This window comes from Actinoplanes flavus (assembly GCF_017592555.1).
GTDB classification, from domain to species: Bacteria; Actinomycetota; Actinomycetes; order Mycobacteriales; family Micromonosporaceae; genus Actinoplanes; species Actinoplanes flavus.
Window position 1 is genome coordinate 81,606 of record NZ_JAGFNS010000007.1, and the last position, 13,784, is coordinate 95,389.

Below are 13,784 nucleotides of genomic sequence, written 5' to 3' on the forward strand. Positions count from 1 at the left end.
CGTCAGACATGCAGCACGACATCGGGTGGCTCCGTGGCGGCCGGCGGGCGCTCGCGTCCACGCCGGAACCGGCGGGCCAGGGCGCCGCCCACGGCGGTGGCCACGAACGCGGTCAGGGCCAGCAGCACGATCGTCGCGCCGGGCGCGGTGTTCGCCTCGGCGGAGAGCAGGATGCCCACGCCGGCCGCCAGCACGCCGATCAGCATGGCCAGCGTCATGGTGCTGCGGAAACCGCGGGTGACCTGCTGGGCGGCGGCCACCGGGACCACCATGAGGGCGGACACCAGCAGCAGGCCGACGGTACGCATGGCGATGGTCACGGTCACCGCGGTGGTCACCGCGAGCAGCAGGTTGAGGGTGCGCACCGGCAGGCCGCTGACCCGCGCGTACTCCTCGTCGTTGCAGAGCGCGAAGAGGGCCGGGCGGAACACCAGCATGGCGGCCAGCACCGCGGCGCCGAGGCCGCCGATCAGCGCCAGATCCCCCGGTGACGTGGTGAGCAGCGACCCGAAGAGGTACTGCATGAGGCTGTTGCTGCCGGCGTTGTCGGAGAGGCCGACCAGCAGCACCCCGCCCGCGATGCCGCCGTAGAACAGCATGGCCAGCGCCAGGTCGCCGGAGGTGCGGCCGCGCTCGCGGATCAGCTCCACGCCGACCGCGCCGACGGCGGCCACGAGCACCGCGGAGTACACCGGGTCGTTGCCGGTGAGCAGCCCGAGACCGACACCGGTGAGCGCCACGTGGCCGATGCCGTCACCGATCAGCGACAGGCGGCGCTGCACCAGGTAGATGCCGAGTGCCGGGGCGGCCAGCCCGATGATCAGGGCGGCCACCAGGGCACGCTGCATGAAGGGGAGGGTGAGCAGGTCCATCAGTACGCCTTCGTCCCCTCGGTGGGCGCCCACTCGCAGATGGCCGGCTTGGCCTCGTCGGCGTGCGGGTGCACGTGTTCGTGACCGGGCTCGGCGTGATGCCCGGCCGGTTCGGGGGGCGCGCCCTCGTACGCGATCCGGCCGTCGTGCACCACCACGGTCCGACCGATCAGCGGCCGCAGCGGGCCCAGCTCGTGCAGGACCAGCAGGATCGTGCCGCCGGCGCCGGCGAACCGGGTCAGCGCGGCGGCGAACGCCTCCTGGCTGGCCGCGTCCACGCCGGCGTTCGGCTCGTCCAGCACCAGCAGGTCCGGTTGACCGGCCAGCGCCCGGGCGATCAGCGTCCGCTGCTGTTGACCGCCGGACAGGGTCGTCACCGGGTCACCGATCCGGTCCAGGAGGCCGACGGCGGTCAGCGCCTCCCGTACCGCCGCTTTGTCTTTCGGCCCGGGGAAGCGGAAGACGCCGCGCCGGGCCAGGCGGCCCGAGGCGACCACCTCGCCGACGGTGGCCGGGACGCCGCTGCCGGCGCCGAGCCGCTGCGGCACGTAGCCGATCCGCTCCCAGTGCCGGAACCGGCGCTGGGCGACCCCGAACAGGTCGATCTCGCCGCGGCCCAGCGGGACCAGGCCGAGGATCGTCCGGATCAGCGTGGACTTGCCGGACCCGTTGGCGCCGAGGACCGCGACGACATCGCCGGCCGCCACGCTCAGCGAGACGTCCCGCAGCACCTCGCGGCCGTCGTAGCCGACCGCGAGATTCCGTACCTCGACAACCGAGTTCGATGATTCGCTCGCAGGCTCGCTCATGAACACTCCAGGCCGAGTTTCAATGCGGTCAGGTTGGCACGCATCGCCGAGAAGTAGTCCGCGCTGGCGTCGGTCAGGCCCTCGATCGGGTCGAGGACGGCGGTCTGCGCGCCGGCCTCACGGGCGATCGTCTCGGCGACCTTGGGGCTGACCAGCGTCTCGAAGAAGATCGTGGTGGTGCCGTGCTCCTTGGCCGCGGCGACCACCTCGGCCAGCCGCTGCGGGGACGGCTCGGTCTCCGGGTCTATGCCGGTGATGCCGATCTGGGTCAGATCGTAACGGTCGGCCAGGTACGCGAAGGCGGTGTGGCTGGTCACCAGTTCACGCCGGGCGCAGTTGGCCAGGCCGGTCTGGAACTCGCCGTCCAGGGCGGTCAGCTCGGTACGCAGCGCGGCGGCCCGGGCGGTGAAGTCGGCGGCGTGCGCCGGGTCCGCCTTGCCGAGCCGCTCGGCCAGCTTGTCGGCGATGGTGGCGAGCCGCTCCGGGTCCAGCCAGACGTGCGGGTCGTTGCCGCCGTGCTCCTCCTCGGCGTGGACGTCCGCCTCCTCGGCGGTGAGCGGCTGCACCGTGCTCGCCGCGTCGAACCCGCGGTCCCCGCCGTTCTGCTTCACCGCGTCGTCCACGGCGGGCTGGAAGCCGCTCAGGTAGACGATCAGCCCGGCGTCGGCGACCTGGCCGACCTGGCCGGCGGTGAGCTCGACGTCGTGCGGCTCGGCGCCCGGCTTGGTGAGGGTGGACACGCTGACCGCGTCGCCGCCGACCCGCTCGCTGACGAACTGGAGCGGGTAGAAGGCGGTCACCACGGAGAGCTTGCCGTCGTCACCGTTGGCCGACCCTCCTCCGCACCCGGTCAGCGCGGTCAGCGCGGTCAGCAGGGTCACGGCGGGGATCAGGCGGCGCATCATGACGGCAACTGTGGTCGATAATGACAATGATTGTCAAAGCCGCATGGATTCACAGGGCTTTCGCCACCACGGCGGCCACCAGAACGCTCAGCAGGACGAGCCGTACCGCCCTGGTGATCCCCGACTGCACCGGCCAGGTGGTGAACGTCAGCGCGGCCAGGCCGGCCGCCAGCACGGCCAGCAGCAGGGCGCCCACCACCCCCGGCAGGAAGAGGCCGGCCAGCAGCAGGACGAGAGCGCCGATGAAGGCCGAGGTCGGGTTCACCCGGGCCAGCCGGTGAAGGAAGGACGGTGTCACAGTGGCTCCTGTCGCGCGTGCGTACCCTCGTCACATGCTGGTGCTCAACCGCTTCTCGGTCCCTCCGGAAACGCAGGACGGCTTCCGGGAACAGGCGCACGCCGCGCTCGCCGCCCTCGCACGCACGCCCGGTTACCGTTCCGGCCGCCTCACCCGGGCCCTGGAGGACCCGGCCGAATGGATCCTGGTCACCGAATGGGAATCGGTCGGAGCCTACCGGCGGGCGCTCGGCGCGTTCGACGTGAAGGTGTCCGCCACCCCGCTGCTCGCGCTCTCCCTCGACGAGCCGTCCGCCTTCGAGACCCTGGCCGAGGCCGCCCCCGGCGAGGACGTGGTGATCACGGCGAGCGACCGGGCGGCCGAACCCTGGCGCTGAACACTAGGCTGTGGACATGAGTCTCGTTCCACCTCCACCGCCGGGGCCGGGCGTGCACCCGCCGTTCCCGGCCCCTCCGGTCGAGGGCCGGGGCAAGCGGATCGGGACGAGCCTGGGGATCACCGCGGGCGTCGTGGTGCTGATCTGCGGCGCGGGAGCGGTGGCCGCCGGCGGGTTCCTGACCGCGTTCGGCAACGCGCTCGACGAGCAGGCCGAGGTGGTCGTCAGCCGGTACCTCGACGATCTCCAGGACCGCGACTTCGACGGGGCGTACCAACAGCTCTGCCAGCAGGCGAAGGACAGCGAGAGCCAGACCGACTACGTCGCCCGGATGTCGGCCAGCGAGCCGTTCTCGTCGTACCGGCTGGGTGAGCTGGCCCTCGGCGTGCGCATCGTCGTGCCGGTCGACCTGGTCTACCCCGACGGCGACTCGGAGCGGCAGGAGGCCGTGCTCGGGCAGAACACGAAGACGGGCAAGTTCGAGGTGTGCGACCTCGGGGAGTAACCTCGCTTTTCGTCCAGTCCTTTACGAATTTCCCCGCCGACACCCAGCCGGCGTAGGAGGAAACCGCACATGCCTGCCGACCGTATCGACAGCGTCGTCAGCCTGGCCAAGCGCCGGGGCTTCGTCTTCCCCTCCAGTGAGATCTACGGAGGAACCCGCTCGGCCTGGGACTACGGTCCGCTCGGCGTGGAACTGAAGGAGAACGTCCGCCGGCAGTGGTGGCGGACCATGGTCCAGCAGCGCGACGACATCGTCGGCCTGGACTCCGCGGTCATCCTCGCCCGCGACGTGTGGGCGGCCTCCGGCCACCTCGACGCGTTCGTCGACCCGCTGACCGAGTGCCAGTCCTGCCACAAGCGCTTCCGGGCCGACCACCTGGAAGAGGCGTTCGAGGCCAAGAACGGCAAGCTGCCGGCCTCCCTGCAGGAGCTGAACTGCCCGAACTGCGGCAACAAGGGCACCTTCACCGAGCCGAAGATGTTCAACGGCCTGATGAAGACCTACCTCGGCCCCACCGAGAGCACCGAGGGCCTGCACTACCTGCGCCCGGAGACCGCCCAGGGCATCTTCGTCAACTACAACAACGTGGCCACGGCCGCCCGCAAGAAGCCGCCGTTCGGCATCGCGCAGATCGGCAAGAGCTTCCGCAACGAGATCACCCCGGGCAACTTCATCTTCCGTACGCGTGAGTTCGAGCAGATGGAGATGGAGTTCTTCGTCGCGCCCGGAAGCGACGAGGAGTGGCACGAGTACTGGCTCCAGCAGCGCTGGAACTGGTACCGCGACCTGGGCCTGTCCGAGAGCAACCTGCGCTTCTACGAGCACCCCAAGGAGAAGCTCTCGCACTACTCGAAGCGGACCGTCGACATCGAGTACCGCTTCCAGTTCGGCGGCACCGAGTTCGCCGAGCTCGAGGGCATCGCCAACCGCACCGACTTCGACCTGTCGACGCACTCCAAGCACTCCGGTGTCGACCTGTCCTTCTTCGACCAGGAGAAGGGCGAGCGCTGGGTGCCCTACGTCATCGAGCCGGCGGCCGGCCTGACCCGCGCGGTGCTGGCGTTCCTGCTCGAGGCGTACGACGAGGACGAGGCCCCGAACACCAAGGGCGGCGTCGACAAGCGCACGGTCATGCGGTTCGACCCGCGGCTCGCGCCGGTCAAGGTCGCCGTCCTGCCGCTGTCGCGCAACCCGGAGCTCTCGCCGAAGGCCAAGGGACTCGCCGCGGACCTGCGCAAGCGCTGGATCGTCGAGTTCGACGACTCGCAGGCGATCGGCCGCCGCTACCGTCGCCAGGACGAGATCGGCACCCCGTTCTGTGTCACGGTCGACTTCGACACCCTCACCGACAACGCGGTGACGGTCCGCGACCGCGACACCATGAAGCAGGAGCGGGTCTCCCTCGACCACATCGAGGACTACCTGATCAAGCGCCTGCCGGGTTGTTGATCCACCGGATCTAGAACGTGAAGCCGCCCGGTCGGCTGTTGCGGTCCGCGATCAACCCGGCCAGGGTCGCCACGGCGATCTCGGCCGGGGTCCGCGAACCGATGTTCAGCCCGACCGGGCGGTGCACCCGCCCGATCTCCTCCTCCGGCACGCCCAGCTCGCGCAGCGCCGCCACATGCGGGCCCTCGTGCCGCGGGTTGCCCAGAATGCCGATCCAGCGCGCCTTCCCGTCCAGCGCCTCCCGGAGCAGGGCGCCGATCTCCGGCCGGTGATGGTCGGTCAGCAGGATGTCGGTGTGCTCGTCCGGCGCCGCCGCCGACAGGTCGCTCACGAGGGCGTCACCGTGCGGCCGGGGCGTGCCGCCCAGCCGGGTCGGGTCCGGCTCCACCAGCACGGTCTGGAAGCCCAGCTCCACCCCGAAGCGGAACAGCATCTCCGACACCGGGGACTCGAACACGGCGATCAGCCGCCGCGGGCTCTGTGCACCGTTCTCCATGCCCCCGACTCTGCCAGAGGCCCCGCCCGTTGTCACCCATCCAGGTGACTTGCGACAGGTTGCTCAGTGACAATAGCGTGAAGGATGAAAGCACGGCGCCGGTCCGTTCACCGGCCTACCCTTCACCCCTGGAGACTGTGTTGTCTACCGTGCGAGAGCGTTTGACCGACTTGGAGGAGCGTATGGACGAGCAGGAGCGACTCCGTGCCGGCCAAGACCAAGACCTGAGTGACGTCGGCGAGAAGTTGCGTGTGCAGGGCGATCTCATGCAGGCCCTCGCGACTACTCAGTCCGAGCACACCGCGACGCTGGCAAAGCACACCGCGATCCTCGACAAGCACACCGCGATCCTCGACAGGCACACCGCGATGCACAACGCGCATTCCACAGCGCTTGCCAGGCTCACGCTCGACATGCATAGCGTCAAAGACGGGATCCAGCAGATCGTCGGGATGCTGGACAGGTTGACCGAGCAGGGCCCTCGGGAGTAGGCGAGCGGCCGATTCGAGGTCGCCGGGCTGGGCGTGTCACCCTAGGACCCGTGATTGCACCGCTCATGCTCGGCGACCATGCCGTCAACCCGCCCGTCGTGCTCGCGCCGATGGCGGGCATCACCAACGTGGCGTTCCGGCGGCTCTGCCGCGAGCAGGGTGGCGGTGTCTACGTCTGCGAGATGATCACCACCCGGGCCCTGGTGGAGCGGATCCCCAAGACGCTCAAGATGATCACGTTCGCCGAGGACGAGGGTTTCCGCAGCCTCCAGCTCTACGGCGTGGACCCGGACGTGACGGCGGCCGCCGTGCGGATGGTCGGCGAGGACGGCCTCGCCGACCACATCGACCTCAACTTCGGCTGCCCGGTGCCCAAGGTCACCCGGCGCGGCGGCGGCTCGGCCCTGCCCTGGCGGCGGCGGCTCTTCGGGCGGATCGTCAGCCAGGCGGTCGCGGCGGCGAAGCCCTTCGGCATCCCGGTCACCATCAAGATGCGCAAGGGCATCGACGACGACCATCTGACGTACGTCGAAGCCGGTCTCGCCGCGCAGGAGGCCGGCGTGGCGGCGGTGGCCCTGCACGCCCGCACCGCCGAGCAGCGCTACTCGGGCCAGGCCGACTGGGACGCCATCGCCACCCTGAAGCAGGCGCTGGACGTGCCGGTGCTGGGCAACGGCGACATCTGGGAGGGCTCGGACGCGCTGCGCATGGTCGAGCACACCGGCTGCGACGGCGTGGTGGTGGGCCGGGGCTGCCTGGGCCGTCCGTGGCTGTTCGCCGATTTGGAGGCCGCCTTCACCCAGGGCGCGAACTACCAGCCGGTGCTGCCCACCCTCGGCGAGGTCGCGAAGATCGTTGCCCGGCACGCGCAGCTGCTGGTCGAGGCGCTGGAGGACGAGCGGCACGGCTGCGCCGACTTCCGCAAGCACGTGGCGTGGTATCTCAAGGGTTTCCCGGTCGGCGGCGAGCTGCGCCGCGGCCTGGCGATGATCTCGTCGTTGGCCGAGCTGGACGACCTGCTCGCCAAGCTGGACCCGTCGGTGCCGTTCCCGGCCGAGGCGCTGGGCCAGCCGCGTGGCCGGGTCAACGCGCCCGGCAAGGTCTCCCTGCCGCACGGCTGGCTGGACAGCCGCGACGACGAGAGCGTCCCCGAGGGCGCCGAGACCGACGAGTCCGGCGGCTGACCGTCAGCGCAGTTCGGCCTCGTCGGCGGCGGCTCGGCCGGACTCCCAGCCCTCCAGGCTCTCCACCCGGCTGCCGCGGGCCCGGACGGTGCGCGGGAACGCCCGGTCCATCGCCTCGTGCACCTGCACCTCGCGGCGGCGCAGGACCGGCAGCAGATCACCGTGACCGGTCATCTCACGCTCGGTGACCTGCCGCAGCCGTTCTCCGATGCGTACGCCGTACGCGACCAGGAACGACCGTTTGAACGCCTTCAGCCGGGCTTTGCGGACGTTCTTCTCGTCCCGCACCATCGCCCGGTTCGCCTGGACCAGCAGTGACGTGTAGAGCAGCTCGACCGCGTCGATGTCGGCGTCGAACCCGAAGATCGTGCTGAACCCCAGCTCCGGCGACCAGACCGTACGGCAGGTGTTGGCCCGCGCCACGGCGTCCAGCAGACCGGCCTTCTCACTCTCGTACGGATGGTCCACCCCGATCCGCCGCGCGAACGGGGTCATCGCGACCGCCGGCGCGGTGACCTCCTCGATCCGGTAGCGGGTGATCAGCTCCTGTGCCTTGGCGCTGTACGACTCCGCCTCGGCCGGGAAGTCGGTGGCCTCGGCCTTGGCCAGCAGCGCCCGGACCCGGTCGAGGATGCGCTGGTCACCGTGGTGTGGCACGGTCGTCAGGGGGGTGCCGGGCGGCGGGATCAGGATGTCGATGCGGGGCATCCGCCGCAGTTCGGCGAGCAGGGCGAGCGAGGCGTCGAGGACCGCGATCCGGTCCGGCCGGCGGCCTTCGGGGGTGCGCAGCGCGTCGGCCTGGGCCTGCCAGCGCTCGTCGACCGGGCTCTTTCCGCGGGCGTAGTCGCGGGCGGCGTCGGCGACCAGCCGGGCCTGGATCGGGTTGCCGCGGCGGGCGACCGCGCGGTGCAGTTCGGCCGGCTGCCAGCCGTTGCCGAGGAGGCGGCCGAACTCGCCGCTCAGTGCCGCTGCCAATGCCGCGTCCACCTCGATGGACGGGGCGCCGGTCAGTACGTCCAGCGCGTCCTCGTGATCGAGTGCCCCGGACCGTACCGCCTCGATGATGTCCCGGGCCGCCATGGGAGGGAATGGTAGTTGCCGGGGTCCTGGTTCCCGGCCAGGACCCCGGGCGCCGTGACCGCCGAGCGGCCGGACAGTCACGGAGTCAGCAGTAGAACATCCCGGATTCGCCCGTTCTGTCCGGCCAGACGATAACCGCCTGTGACCAATGCCTCGATGCGCCACCGCGTGCCGCCGAGCGCTTTTCGGGTGATCGGGTCGGTGACCCGGTACCAGCCGTCGGCGGTGTGGGTGAACCGCCAGCTCGTCCCGATCAGCCGGGTGTCGTCCAGGTCGGTGAGCAGCACGTCGCCGACCGGCTGGACCCGGAAGTCCGGGCAGGTTCCGTTCGCGAAGGTCTGTACCGCGGATCCCGCCCCGCCGCATCCGGCGGGTTGCAGGGCCCGGCCGGCCAGCGGGTTGACGATCCGGGACCAGCCCCCGGTGGTGGGCTCCAGCCGGAATCGCTGGCAGTCGTTGGCCAGCCAGCCCCACTGGGCCACCCGGGCGCCGTCGGCGTCGACGCAGGCGGCCACCTCGGCCACCTTGTTGCTCCTGCGGTTGGTCAGGCTCACGAAGCCGTCGCCGCGGTCGGCGAGCTGCCACTGCTGGCAGGCGTCGGTGCCGTCGGCGGTGGCCAGGGTGATGTCGGCGCCCTCGTAGCCGCAGGTCGCGTTTGCCAGGGCGGCGCCGCTGCCGGCGTGGATCAGCTGCACGTACGCCGGGCCGTGACCGTGGCCGCGGTTGCCGCTGAGCGGGTCGGACAGCCGGGGCCAGCCGTTCACCCAGTCGATCCGGCGGATCGAGCCCTTCGGGTCGCCGCCGTCCGCGCCGTCGTAGTAGTGGTGGGCGAACAGGTCGCCGTAGACGTCGCCGTGGCCCGGGCCGATGAAGTCGTTGTAGCCGGCCAGGATCTGCGAGCCGCCGCCCTCGGTGAGGGGCACGCCGTCGTGGTCGAGGTACGGGCCGGTGATCGCCCGGGACCGGCCGACCATCACCCGGTAGTCGCTGTTCACGCCCCGGCAGCAGAAGTCGAAGCTGACGAACAGGTAGTACCAGCCGCCGTGGTAGGTCACCGACGGGCCCTCGATCGCCATGCCGTTGCGGGAGGCGATCCGGTACTCGGTGGTGTCCGTGGTGGACGGCAGGCCGGTCCGGACGTCCAGGCGCCGCATCCGCAGCCCGTCCCAGAACGAGCCGTACGACAGGTAGGCGTCGCCGGCCCGGTCGAAGCTGACGTCCGGGTCGATGGCGTTGACGTCGTCCACCCCGCTGGTCGTGCGCATGACCATGCCCCGGTCCACCCACCGCGGGTCGGCCAGGGACTTCGTGGTGGCCAGGCCGATCACCGAGTTGTTGGTGCCGAACGACGAGGCCGCGTAGTACAGGTGGTACTCGCCGTCGAAGTAGGTGATGTCCGGCGCCCAGAAGTCGGTCGGGGTGACCCCGAGCTCCTCGACCACCCAGGCCGGCGGGGTGTCGAACACGGTGCCGGTATAGGTCCAGTTGATCAGGTCGGTGGAGCGGCGGATCGGCAGGTAGGTCCGGGTTCCGCTGTCCCCGGTGATGATCTCGTAGTAGTAGCGGCCCTGTTTGATCAGGGTGGGGTCGTGGGCGACAGGGTCGGGGTTCGTCCGTGCCGCGGCCTGGGCGGGCACCACCGGTGACGTGATCAGAAGTGTGGCGGCGAGCAGAGCACCGAGTATTTTCACGGGTCCTCACAGACGGAGGCGCAGGATGCTGGCACATCCTTTGCAGCGCTGCAAAACAGGATGCACGCGCGTCGATCCGACGGCAAGGGGTTACGTCCCGGAAACCTTGTCCACGGTGCGCCGGGGAGGGCGGGGAGGGCGGTGCCGGCCCTCCCCGCCAGGGGTGGCGATCACGCCTCGTGCCTCAGACGTCGAGGTCGTTCTCGATGCGGCGCAGCTGATGCCGGGACATCGCGAGGTTCGCCCGGTCGCGCCGCAGCGCCACGTAGAGGAAGAGGCCCTTCCCGGACCGGCTCGTCAGCGGCCGGATCATGTGGTACTGGGTGTCCAGCGTGATCAGGATGTCCTCGATCTTCTCGGAGAGGTTCAGCATCTCCATGGCGCGCAGCTTCGCGCGTACCACGTCGGTGTTGCCCGCGGCGGCGACCGTCAGGTCGAGGTCCTTCCCGCCGCCCAGAGTGCCCAGGGCCATGCCGCTGGTGTGGTCCACGAGCGCGACGCCGATGCAGCCGTCGATCTCCATGATTTCCTTGAGTGCGGTGTCCATGTCGGGCATGGGATTCGTTCCTCCGTTGCGGTGGGATGGGTTGTGTGACGGTCAGCCGGTCGCCTGGCGGCGCCGGGCGACGTTCGGCAGGGTGGCCATCGGGGTCCGCCGGGCCAGCGGGGTGGATGGACCGGCCTGCGTGGGGATCTCCGGCCGCAGCTGCGGCGCGGTGTCCAGGGCGAGGATGCGGATCAGCCGGCGTACGCACCGCCGCGCCTCGAGATGGACCATGGCGAGGTTCGCGTCACCCGAGGTGACCACGGTGAGCAGGGCGTTGGGCCCCGCGGTGTACGAGGTGATGTAACCGCCGTCGCACTCCACCACGGATTCCCGCAGCTCACCGTGATTGACCGCGTGCGCGAAGCGCCGGGCCAGAGCGAGGTGGGCCGCGGCCAGGGCCGCGAGGGTGTCCGGTTCGATGCCGTGCGAGTCGTGCGCGACGACCAGCCCGTCCGCGGTGGCGAGCACGCTGCCGGACAACTCCGGCACCCTGGTGCGCAGGCGGCCGAGTTCCTCGAGTACCGCCGGATCCACCGTCATCCTCTCCTCGCTCCTTCGGCTGGTCGGGGGTGCGCGGGTCACCGCAGTGCCCTCAGTGCGGTGCGTATGCGCTTGAGCAGGACCTCGTCGGTGCCCTGGTGCACCGGCGGGCTATCGGTGGCCAGTTCCTTCGGCAGCTTCGCGCCGGGTTTCCGGCGGGCCAGGCGAGGTGGCCGGTTCGCCGCGGTGGGGCTTTCCACGGCCGCGGCGGGGTCGCTGTTCGGGGGCGGGTGCCGGGCCGTGGGTTCCGGGCTGGTGACCCCCGAGATCACCGGTACGGACGGAGCGGTCCGCTCCACCGGCGCCGAGGCGCCCCGGGGGTGCGGCAGCCGGACGAACTCGGGACTGTCGCCCGCCCGTGTCTCGGGCAGTTCGATCAGTCCGGCCGCGGCCATCCGGCGCAGTTCCTGGATGGTCGCGTATCCGGCCCGGCCGAGCAGCTGGGCCAGGTCGGCCGGGGTCCGCTGACCGTCGGCGTGGACCAGGAGCTCCCACTGCGCGGCGGTGACCGTCACCCGTTCCCGGGGCGGCCGGGTGACCGGGCTGACCGGTGCCACGTCGATCCGCCGGTTCGGGAAGATCTCGTCGAGAAGGCGGATCCGGCGGCGCACCTCCCGGCCGACCGCGGCCGCGTCGATGTGCACGACCGCGCCCAGCCAGTGGGTGGCGCCGGGCAGGAACTCGACCGGCGCCGACTCCGCGGAGAGTGCGAAGTACGCCGCGTCGTACGTCGCGCCGAGCACACACAACTCCAGCTCGCCCTGGGTGAGGTGGCCCTGCTCGACCAGCAGCCGGCCCACCCGGGCGGTCGAGGTGCCCAGGTCGAGCGCGTTCTGCCAGGTGCGCCCGGCGAGCCGCCCGGACGAGGTGAGCAGCTCGCCCACCCCGGGTGCGGCCGGCGACTCGGCGTAGATGACGCGGCCCTCGAAGACGTAGACCGCGCCGCCGGGGTGGCCACCCACCATCAGCGCGCCGGTCTGCCGTGCTTCGGCGACCCGCGTGAGCAGGTCGCCGGGCGCGGCGGTCTTCGTCGGGGCCACCGATCGCTCCTTCGTGGTCAGTGGATCGGGTCATCGGGCCGCCACCAGTTCGTCGGCCAGGCGTTGCATCATTCGGCGGGCCACGGCGAGGTTGCCGCGGATCCGGTCCAGCCACACGTAGAGCACCAGGCGGCTGTCGAATTCGGTCTGGACCACTCGCAGGAGGTGATAGCCCCCGGCCGTGGTGATGATCAGGTCTTCCAGCAGGTCGTGCGGTACGGCCGAGACGAACAGCGATCGGCTGTTCGCGGCCTGGACCACCTCTGCCGTTCCGGCGGCGGCGGCCTCGTGGTCCTCGTTCGGCGCGGCTCCGGTCGTGGCGACCGGGAAACCCGTGGTGTAGTCGACGATGCTGGCGCCGACGGCGCCGGGAATCGTCATGGCTTCCTGTAGACAGTGGTCGACGCCGGGCACTTCACTCCTCAGCGTTGCGGTCGGCGGTCAGACCTTCCCGTCCGCCACCGTGGGCCATCCTCCGGTGACCGTGCGAGTACAAGTCGCACGTTCTGTGCGTCATGGTCCGGTGGCGGTGACCCGTTTCCGGGGCCGCCGTGGACCGGGCACGGCACGCAGCCGGGCCGCGGTGAGATGGCCCGGCGAGCCGAGTTCCACGCCGGGCACCTCGCCCAGCCAGTGCCGCTCGCCGGGTACGAAGTGGGCCGGCGCGTCGGCCTGCTGCAACAGCACGTGGGCGGCGTCGGCGATGACCGTCGCCACCCGCAGGGACAGTTCGTTGCGGCCGAGCCAGCCGTCACGCAGCAGCACCCGGCCGACCCGGTGGCCGCCGCGGCCCTCCGCGTACACGGCCCGCCAGGTCTGTCGGGCGAGCCGGCCGGACGACACCAGCCGTTCGCCGAGACCCGGGCAGGCGGGCGACTCGGCGTACGAGATGCGGCCGGTGATCAGGTAGAGCACCCCACCCGGCACGCCGCCGATGTGCAGCGCGCCGGTCCGGCCGGACTCGCCCAGTTCGGTGAGCAGGCGCCGCATCGATGCGGTCGCCGGTGAACCAGGAATCACGGATTGTCATCCTGAGGCAATCATCGAGTGACGTCGTCGCACGCACGGTGCGCTGTTTCGTCCCGGTTCACCCGCCCGGGTCGCGTAACATGATCGCCATCTGTCGATCCCGGGAGGCAGGATGCCCAGTCGGTGGGAGCAGGTCGTGGTGGACTGCGCGGACCCGGCGCGGCTGGCCCGATGGTGGGCCGAGGCGCTCGATTACGTGATCGTGCACGAGACCCCGGACGAGGTGGAGATCCGTCGCACCCCCGATGAGCTGCCAGGACTGCTGTTCGGTGTGAGCCCCGACGTCAAGCGGCACAAGAACCGGCTGCACCTCGACCTGCGCCCGGACGATCAGGCGGCCGAGGTGGAACGGCTCGTCGGGATGGGCGCCCGCCCGGTCGACGTCGGTCAGGTGGAGGTGCCCTGGGTGGTGCTGGCCGACCCGGAGGGCAACGAGTTCTGCGTGCTGAGCGCCTGACCCGGCGGTCATCCG

At 70.9% G+C, this 13,784-nt stretch carries 18 protein-coding genes; 6 read left to right on the forward strand and 12 right to left on the reverse strand.

The features are described from left to right. Positions 1–2: 2 nt before the first annotated feature. Genes J5X75_RS12310 through J5X75_RS12325 form a run of 4 tightly spaced genes read right to left on the reverse strand, consistent with a single transcriptional unit; the run spans position 3 to position 2,884 of the window. Positions 3–872, reverse strand: a complete 870-nt coding sequence (locus tag J5X75_RS12310) for a metal ABC transporter permease (RefSeq protein ID WP_208467486.1) — start codon at positions 870–872, stop codon at positions 3–5. After that, complete coding sequence (locus J5X75_RS12315) at positions 872–1,681, reverse strand: metal ABC transporter ATP-binding protein (RefSeq protein WP_208467487.1); 810 nt, start codon at positions 1,679–1,681, stop codon at positions 872–874. The genes J5X75_RS12310 and J5X75_RS12315 overlap by 1 nt, the downstream gene beginning before the upstream one ends. Next, positions 1,678–2,586: a metal ABC transporter substrate-binding protein gene (locus tag J5X75_RS12320; RefSeq protein ID WP_208467488.1), complete on the reverse strand. Its 909-nt coding sequence runs from the start codon at positions 2,584–2,586 to the stop codon at positions 1,678–1,680. The genes J5X75_RS12315 and J5X75_RS12320 overlap by 4 nt, the downstream gene beginning before the upstream one ends. 49 nt (positions 2,587–2,635) lie before the next feature. Then, positions 2,636–2,884, reverse strand: coding sequence for a DUF6703 family protein (locus J5X75_RS12325; RefSeq protein WP_208467489.1), 249 nt, complete (start codon positions 2,882–2,884; stop codon positions 2,636–2,638). A gap of 34 nt (positions 2,885–2,918) precedes the next feature. Between J5X75_RS12325 and J5X75_RS12330 the strand changes: the two genes are divergently transcribed. The 3 genes from J5X75_RS12330 to J5X75_RS12340 all read left to right on the forward strand — a co-directional run bounded on the left by J5X75_RS12330 (position 2,919) and on the right by J5X75_RS12340 (position 5,214). Next, the gene (locus J5X75_RS12330; RefSeq protein ID WP_208467490.1) at positions 2,919–3,260 is read left to right on the forward strand and encodes an antibiotic biosynthesis monooxygenase family protein; all 342 of its coding nucleotides are present in this window, start codon (positions 2,919–2,921) and stop codon (positions 3,258–3,260) included. A 16-nt stretch (positions 3,261–3,276) separates the two neighbouring features. After that, entirely contained in the window at positions 3,277–3,765 is a 489-nt protein-coding gene (locus J5X75_RS12335; protein ID WP_208467491.1) for a hypothetical protein, read from the forward strand. 69 nt (positions 3,766–3,834) lie between these two features. Beyond that, positions 3,835–5,214: a glycine--tRNA ligase gene (locus tag J5X75_RS12340; protein WP_208467492.1), complete on the forward strand. Its 1,380-nt coding sequence runs from the start codon at positions 3,835–3,837 to the stop codon at positions 5,212–5,214. A gap of 10 nt (positions 5,215–5,224) precedes the next feature. On the opposite strand, the gene J5X75_RS12345 is transcribed toward J5X75_RS12340, so the two are convergent. Continuing rightward, the gene (locus J5X75_RS12345) at positions 5,225–5,710 is read right to left on the reverse strand and encodes an XdhC family protein (RefSeq protein WP_208467493.1); all 486 of its coding nucleotides are present in this window, start codon (positions 5,708–5,710) and stop codon (positions 5,225–5,227) included. Positions 5,711–5,892: 182 nt separating this feature from the next. Between J5X75_RS12345 and J5X75_RS12350 the strand changes: the two genes are divergently transcribed. Continuing rightward, entirely contained in the window at positions 5,893–6,201 is a 309-nt protein-coding gene (locus J5X75_RS12350) for a hypothetical protein (protein ID WP_208467494.1), read from the forward strand. A 65-nt stretch (positions 6,202–6,266) separates the two neighbouring features. Then, on the forward strand, positions 6,267–7,385 hold the full coding sequence (gene dusB / locus J5X75_RS12355) for a tRNA dihydrouridine synthase DusB (protein ID WP_208467688.1): 1,119 nt from the start codon (positions 6,267–6,269) through the stop codon (positions 7,383–7,385). 3 nt (positions 7,386–7,388) lie between these two features. Here dusB and J5X75_RS12360 read toward each other — a convergent pair whose 3' ends face one another. The 7 genes from J5X75_RS12360 to J5X75_RS12390 all read right to left on the reverse strand — a co-directional run bounded on the left by J5X75_RS12360 (position 7,389) and on the right by J5X75_RS12390 (position 13,303). Next, on the reverse strand, positions 7,389–8,465 hold the full coding sequence (locus tag J5X75_RS12360) for a DUF2786 domain-containing protein (RefSeq protein WP_208467495.1): 1,077 nt from the start codon (positions 8,463–8,465) through the stop codon (positions 7,389–7,391). Positions 8,466–8,542: 77 nt separating this feature from the next. After that, a complete protein-coding gene (locus J5X75_RS12365; protein ID WP_208467496.1) occupies positions 8,543–10,156 on the reverse strand; it encodes a family 43 glycosylhydrolase in 1,614 nt (537 codons plus the stop codon). Positions 10,157–10,340: 184 nt separating this feature from the next. Continuing rightward, positions 10,341–10,712: a hypothetical protein gene (locus J5X75_RS12370; protein WP_043526192.1), complete on the reverse strand. Its 372-nt coding sequence runs from the start codon at positions 10,710–10,712 to the stop codon at positions 10,341–10,343. Between the two features lie 42 nt (positions 10,713–10,754). Beyond that, the gene (locus tag J5X75_RS12375; protein ID WP_183226239.1) at positions 10,755–11,243 is read right to left on the reverse strand and encodes a roadblock/LC7 domain-containing protein; all 489 of its coding nucleotides are present in this window, start codon (positions 11,241–11,243) and stop codon (positions 10,755–10,757) included. A gap of 38 nt (positions 11,244–11,281) precedes the next feature. Continuing rightward, a complete protein-coding gene (locus J5X75_RS12380) occupies positions 11,282–12,283 on the reverse strand; it encodes a DUF4388 domain-containing protein (RefSeq protein WP_208467497.1) in 1,002 nt (333 codons plus the stop codon). 30 nt (positions 12,284–12,313) lie between these two features. Further along, positions 12,314–12,664: a roadblock/LC7 domain-containing protein gene (locus tag J5X75_RS12385; RefSeq protein ID WP_238487759.1), complete on the reverse strand. Its 351-nt coding sequence runs from the start codon at positions 12,662–12,664 to the stop codon at positions 12,314–12,316. 132 nt (positions 12,665–12,796) lie between these two features. Further along, the gene (locus J5X75_RS12390; protein ID WP_208467499.1) at positions 12,797–13,303 is read right to left on the reverse strand and encodes a DUF4388 domain-containing protein; all 507 of its coding nucleotides are present in this window, start codon (positions 13,301–13,303) and stop codon (positions 12,797–12,799) included. Positions 13,304–13,424: 121 nt separating this feature from the next. Here J5X75_RS12390 and J5X75_RS12395 point away from each other — a divergent pair, with 121 nt between their 5' ends. Continuing rightward, positions 13,425–13,769 carry a VOC family protein gene (locus J5X75_RS12395; RefSeq protein ID WP_208467500.1) on the forward strand — a complete coding sequence of 115 codons (345 nt, stop codon included), beginning with the start codon at positions 13,425–13,427 and terminating at the stop codon, positions 13,767–13,769. The last annotated feature ends 15 nt before the right edge of the window (positions 13,770–13,784 follow it).

Bases quoted from the DNA above. Each gene is read 5' to 3' on its own strand.
- J5X75_RS12320 (WP_208467488.1), bottom strand. From the start codon at position 2,586: ATGATGCGCCGCCTGATCCCCGCCGTGACCCTGCTGACCGCGCTGACC.
- dusB (WP_208467688.1), top strand. From the start codon at position 6,267: ATGCTCGGCGACCATGCCGTCAACCCGCCCGTCGTGCTCGCGCCGATG.
- J5X75_RS12360 (WP_208467495.1), bottom strand. From the start codon at position 8,465: ATGGCGGCCCGGGACATCATCGAGGCGGTACGGTCCGGGGCACTCGAT.
- J5X75_RS12375 (WP_183226239.1), bottom strand. From the start codon at position 11,243: ATGACGGTGGATCCGGCGGTACTCGAGGAACTCGGCCGCCTGCGCACC.
- J5X75_RS12350 (WP_208467494.1), top strand. From the start codon at position 5,893: ATGGACGAGCAGGAGCGACTCCGTGCCGGCCAAGACCAAGACCTGAGT.
- J5X75_RS12330 (WP_208467490.1), top strand. From the start codon at position 2,919: ATGCTGGTGCTCAACCGCTTCTCGGTCCCTCCGGAAACGCAGGACGGC.
- J5X75_RS12335 (WP_208467491.1), top strand. From the start codon at position 3,277: ATGAGTCTCGTTCCACCTCCACCGCCGGGGCCGGGCGTGCACCCGCCG.
- J5X75_RS12315 (WP_208467487.1), bottom strand. From the start codon at position 1,681: ATGAGCGAGCCTGCGAGCGAATCATCGAACTCGGTTGTCGAGGTACGG.
- J5X75_RS12345 (WP_208467493.1), bottom strand. From the start codon at position 5,710: ATGGAGAACGGTGCACAGAGCCCGCGGCGGCTGATCGCCGTGTTCGAG.
- J5X75_RS12310 (WP_208467486.1), bottom strand. From the start codon at position 872: ATGGACCTGCTCACCCTCCCCTTCATGCAGCGTGCCCTGGTGGCCGCC.
- J5X75_RS12370 (WP_043526192.1), bottom strand. From the start codon at position 10,712: ATGCCCGACATGGACACCGCACTCAAGGAAATCATGGAGATCGACGGC.
- J5X75_RS12385 (WP_238487759.1), bottom strand. From the start codon at position 12,664: ATGACGATTCCCGGCGCCGTCGGCGCCAGCATCGTCGACTACACCACG.
- J5X75_RS12340 (WP_208467492.1), top strand. From the start codon at position 3,835: ATGCCTGCCGACCGTATCGACAGCGTCGTCAGCCTGGCCAAGCGCCGG.
- J5X75_RS12395 (WP_208467500.1), top strand. From the start codon at position 13,425: ATGCCCAGTCGGTGGGAGCAGGTCGTGGTGGACTGCGCGGACCCGGCG.